This window comes from Hyphomonas sp. (genome assembly GCF_013823385.1).
Taxonomy (GTDB): domain Bacteria; phylum Pseudomonadota; class Alphaproteobacteria; order Caulobacterales; family Hyphomonadaceae; genus Hyphomonas.
The window spans coordinates 1-4,842 of the sequence record NZ_PNMA01000075.1 but is presented as its reverse complement, the minus strand read 5'-3'; the positions used below and the strand labels follow the sequence as shown (position 1 = coordinate 4,842).

Here is a 4,842-nt window from a genome sequence, read left to right as displayed (position 1 = left end):
GCCTGCCCTCGAGCACGGCGGCAAAGGTCTGTTCCTCCACCTTGCCGGTCAGGCCCAACGCCTCGGCACCTTTGCCAAACCACGCGCTGGCATCCTGCGTCTGATCAGCGGTGTAGTAGTTGTCCTGGGAGTAGTACTCCGCCGCGGATGAAGCCGAACCTATGCTGCCGAGCGTAATCATCGCCGGTCCTCATGGGCAATGACGCGCAAGCCAAGATCGCGCTCCTGCTCTGGGACCCGGCAATCGGTAACACCGTACTTGCGGGCGATCAGCCGACACATTTTCGCGGGGTGGTCGATCAGCTTGGCTGACTGCCAGACCGACCAGCCATCGAACTGGGTAGGCAGGATTGTTGCAATGAGCGCGCCGATAAAGAGCGCCAAGCCTCCGCATGCCGACAGAAATTTGAGCGACAGAAAACGGTTGTCGCCGAGGTAAATGGATCTCATCTGCCGCGGTTCGCTCGCCAGTTTTATCGATCGATCCAGCTGCGCGGAGATCTTCGCCAGGTGCGGCCCGAGCAGGCCTAGCAGCTTGGGCTCCAGCGCCTCGAAGGCAGACAGCAGCTCACCAGTCTGCGTCATGAACGGCGAGAGGCCGGCTTCATCCAGCTCGCGAAGCTCGACAATCAGCTTCTGCAGGGCGATGCGATTGGCTTCCTCGCCGCCGTTCCACTTCTCGGTCAGCTTGCCAAGCATCCGCGCATTGTCCGCTTGTGCCCGGTCCAGCTCCATCACCAGCTCCCGCAACTGGTGAACCAGCCCGCTGACGGTCGCATCGAGCTTGGGCGCAGCTTCGGTCTGGAAAGTCGGCCGACCGGCATCGTGCGCCTCAATCAGCTCCTGGATCGCCTTGCGCAAAAGCTCGGGCCGGCTGAGCGATTTTGCCTGCGCAACCCTGTCGAGGGCGGCAAGGATGCGATCCTCAACCGAGACATTGACCTGTGCCATCAGACCCTCCCCCGGATTGCGAGGAGATCGACGGGCCTAGAAGCTAAGTGACTGATATAGGCTCGTTCTAGAAGACCTTGCTGCTGCGCGCCACAGCTTTGGAGTGCTTTTTGGGCGCCCCTAGAAACGCGTCTAGGGTCTAGAATGGCTGATTTCTGCGGGTTTGGGCACGCCTTGCCACCGCTCGAATTCAGCGTGGAGTGTGCACTTCTATATGCGCTGCTTAGTGACTGACGGTCTGATTGTAGGGAGTCATGACGTAGCTTGGTATTTCCTGCCGAGTGCAACCGGCCGAACAGCCGGAAAGCGAATACCGCGTTCTCTGCGAGGTTCATGTGACGTCTCCGCCGAATATGTTGGGGTTTCCGGCCCGGTCGAAATCTAGGCCCGACATCGGGATCGCTGGAGGATCCGCCTCCCGGTTCAGTTCGACACAAAACCGCTGGTAGAAGCCGTAGCTGAGCCGCTCGAACGGTGCCGCATTCGCGATCATCTGTACTATTGGCAGGGTGTCATCGCCGGTGGGTGCCCCCCGGAGTGGCGCCAGAATGACCGTCCGCTCGTAGGCCTGAAGGACGAAGTCACAAAAGGCTGCCCCGTTCAGCCGCGTCAGCATGTCAGCAAGGACCCGGGCATCTGGAGTGGTACAATGCTGCTCGACCAGTTGCCTGACCGGGTCGTGCCAATGGTCGAAATGGCTGACCCAGCTTTTCAGCCATACGGGCCAAAGGACTTGGCCGTCTGGACCTGGAAGTCGGTCGCAGACCTCGTCCGCAGTCAGCTCGTACATGTCCCCGAACACCCCTGGAAGGGCAGCGAAAATGGGCTGCGGGTCAATGTCGCGCATCAGGATCGCGGCGGCATGGCGCCAGCTCAAGACGGGGTCCCGCCCGGGCTTGTAGGACGGCCACCAGATGTTGCCCGCCTCCAGCTCCTCCCACAGGCTTGTGGTTCGCGTTTGTGTCATGGCTGCACCTCCCCAGAGAGCTTCGCCAGGGCCGAAAGGCATGCACCTGCAAAGCTGTGACCGGTTCTGGGGGCTGACACCTCCGGTTCGAACTGACGGTCCGGCAAGCTGCCCTCTGGATAGCCCTTGGCTGCCTTGATCATGGGTAAGAGGCTGGAGGCGTTCCGCAGCAGCCCGCTCAGGCATTTCCTGCCTGACCGCGCCCTGTACCGGTGATCGCTTGGCAATCGCGCATTGCGGTCGATGACGAGCAGGCAGAGTGCCGCGCGCTCGCGCCCCAGCCTTTTGCATGCCTCTGCCCAGGCTGGCTGCGACACATTGTGCCAACGGCAGGCGATCGCCGATGCGTCGACAATGTCTGGCCAGCCCGGTGCCCGGTCGGACGGGAGGAGGCTTCGATAGTCTGTGCTCGCAAGGCTTGCAGCCAATGCTGGGGAGACCTCGTCCGACCGGTCAACGCCAGTCGCGCGCTTACGGTTTTTGGACGAGTCTTTGACAAGTATATTGGGTGCGAAGATTTCTTCCGTCCGGTGGGAAGATTTCGTGTCACCGGACGGAAGTTCTGGCTGCACCAACAGCGCCTCGAGCATGGCCTTCAGGGCTTCCAGCTTCTCGGCAGAGCTGATGCGGGACACGCGCCCCCGGGGCAAAATCCGCTCTGCCTCCTCGATCAAAGCAGCCGCCTGCGTCGCCCTGATCTCGCGGCTGAGCATGACCACCTCGTGCCGCAGCGAAGCAACCGCGCGCTCATGCAGCTCCATCGCCTCGAGCCGGGACTTCCACCGGCCATAGCCATCGATGAGCGGACGCAGGCTGATCCCCGCAAGGCTGACGATGACGCCGTCACGGCGCTGACCGGTGCGGCGCGCATGAGAAACATGAGTCCGCTCGATGAACCCGCCACGTTCAAGTTCGGCTTCAGCGTTGTGCAGGACCTTCGTCGAGATGCGCAGCGTATGAGCCGTGGTTTGTGGTTGCTCCCACACCCCGCAAATCTTGCCACGCTCAAAGTCGGACGACCGGCAGCCGAGGAGGTAGTGCTTCAGGACGCGCACTGCGGTTGCCGAGAGGTGTTCCGCCCGGCAGGTCCCAGGTGCGATCTTCTCGATCAGATCAGCCATGTTGAAGTGGGTGACGCCGGGTGGAAGCCCGTTGTGTGCCAAAGAGATGCTCATGAAGCACCTCCCGCAAGGTTTGCCCTTGCGCCCGATTCTCCGGTCGCGTAAATGGGTGAAATAGCCGCAACGCTATTGATCTGACCGCTGTGAAGGGTGCCAGCCCTTCCGGCGGTTTTTCGTTCCTGGTCTGGCGGCCTGCCTACTGGCTTTGTCGCGCGCCAATTCCGCCCACACATGCGCGTTTTCAAGGGCCTCAGGGCGCCCCCTCGTACAAATCGCGTACAAGCACCCTCGGACAAGAGGCTCTTTTTGCAACCAAAACAGCTAACTATCTGATTTGGCTGGCTCCCTTCACACGGGTGGGGTCACAGGTTCAATCCCTGTCGCGCCCACCATCTTTTCCGGCACTTGGGGAAGATGGCGGCAGATCATCTGAAAAAAACGTGGGAATTCGGGCCCCAGCGGCCTTGCGCCGCTCAGCGCGAGCCGAAGCCGGTCAGCATCGTCTTGAGCGTGCGCAGGATGATCAGCACGTCGAGCCACAGGCTGAAGCGGCTGATGTAGAAGAAATCGTAGTTGAGCTTCTTCAGCACGCTGTCGAGATCGGCGACGTGGCCCTGGCTGACCTGTGCCCAGCCCGAGATGCCCGGGCGCACCACGTGGCGATAGCGGTAGAAGGGCAGCTCGGTCTCGTACCAGCGTGACAATTCGAGCGCCTCGGGCCGCGGGCCGATCCAGCTCATCTCGCCGCGCAGCACGTTGAAGACCTGCGGCAGCTCGTCAATCCGGGTGCGGCGCAGGAAGCGGCCGAGCGGGGTGATGCGCGGATCGTCCTCGCGCGTGATGGCGCGCTCGCGCGGGTCCTCGCTCGTCGGGGCGGCTGGGGCGGCTGGGGCGGCGGCGCGCATGGTCCGGAACTTCCAGACGGAGAAGGCCCGGCCGCGATAGCCGATCCGGACCTGGCGGAAGAACACCGGGCCGGGCGAATCCAGCCTTACCGCCGCAGCCACGATCACGAACAGCGGCAGCAGCACCGGCAGCAGCGCGAGCGCCAGCAGAGTATCGGCAAAGCGCTTCATCGCGATATAGTTCGCATTCGGCGCCAGCGCGCCATCGGCGTTCTCGGAGAGGTGCTCGGTCTGCACCTGCCCGGTCAGCGACTGGCGCAGCTGCTTGAAGTGCAGCACCGTCACCCCCTGCAACGCGCATTCGGCGAGGAAATTGAGCCACTCGCGCGGCAGGTCGCTGTCGAAATCCGCGGTCAGCAGATCGGCCGAGGGCGGGATCACCGGCTGCCCCAGCACCGCCCACTGCACCTGCTCGATGCTGTAGAGACTGTCGACCCGCCCGAACGGCACCACTGCGATCTTGAGCGTCTGACGGCGCTGGATCATGAAGTAGACGAGGTAGAACCATGCCAGCGAGAACGCGAAACTCGCCACCAGCAGCGGGCGGCTGTAACCGAGGCGGGCGAGGAACAGCACGGTGAACACCGCAACGAAGCTCGAGAGGAAGACCGGCAGGATATAGTAGCTCGACCGGATGCCCGGGAAGGCGGCGAGGTTGCGATAGGTCCAGAATGCCAACGCGATCGCGGTCACCGAAGCGGCGAGCGAGACGTAGTAGAGATCGAGCCCCAGCAGCTCGGGCGTGATCCCCGCCGCCACCGCATAGGGCAGCGCGACGGCGACGAACAGCGAACCCAGCAGCTGGAACAGCGGCCGCACCCAGATCACCTGCGCCCGGCGCGGGGCCGACAGCACCGTGCTCAGGGGGCTGGCGACCGATTTCATATCCGCCAGCGCC

General features: G+C 63.0%; 5 protein-coding genes. All 5 read right to left on the bottom strand.

The annotated features are described in order from the left end of the window. Positions 1-181: relaxase domain-containing protein (locus C0456_RS19530; protein WP_291055976.1), on the bottom strand; the 181-nt coding region annotated here is incomplete at its 3' end. Next, entirely contained in the window at positions 178-951 is a 774-nt protein-coding gene (locus C0456_RS19525) for a ribbon-helix-helix domain-containing protein (RefSeq protein WP_291055973.1), read from the bottom strand. The genes C0456_RS19525 and C0456_RS19530, both read right to left, overlap by 4 nt. Positions 952-1,282: 331 nt before the next feature. Continuing rightward, positions 1,283-1,918, bottom strand: a complete 636-nt coding sequence (locus C0456_RS19520; protein ID WP_291055970.1) for a hypothetical protein — start codon at positions 1,916-1,918, stop codon at positions 1,283-1,285. Next, positions 1,915-3,093 carry a replication initiation protein RepC gene (gene repC, locus C0456_RS19515; RefSeq protein ID WP_291055967.1) on the bottom strand — a complete coding sequence of 393 codons (1,179 nt, stop codon included), beginning with the start codon at positions 3,091-3,093 and terminating at the stop codon, positions 1,915-1,917. Before repC ends, C0456_RS19520 begins: the two co-directional genes overlap by 4 nt. Before the next feature lie 419 nt (positions 3,094-3,512). Next, on the bottom strand, positions 3,513-4,842 hold a 1,330-nt coding region (locus C0456_RS19510), incomplete at its 5' end, for a sugar transferase (RefSeq protein WP_291055965.1).

Bases quoted from the DNA above. Each gene is read 5' to 3' on its own strand.
- C0456_RS19525 (WP_291055973.1), bottom strand. From the start codon at position 951: ATGGCACAGGTCAATGTCTCGGTTGAGGATCGCATCCTTGCCGCCCTC.
- C0456_RS19520 (WP_291055970.1), bottom strand. From the start codon at position 1,918: ATGACACAAACGCGAACCACAAGCCTGTGGGAGGAGCTGGAGGCGGGC.
- repC (WP_291055967.1), bottom strand. From the start codon at position 3,093: ATGAGCATCTCTTTGGCACACAACGGGCTTCCACCCGGCGTCACCCAC.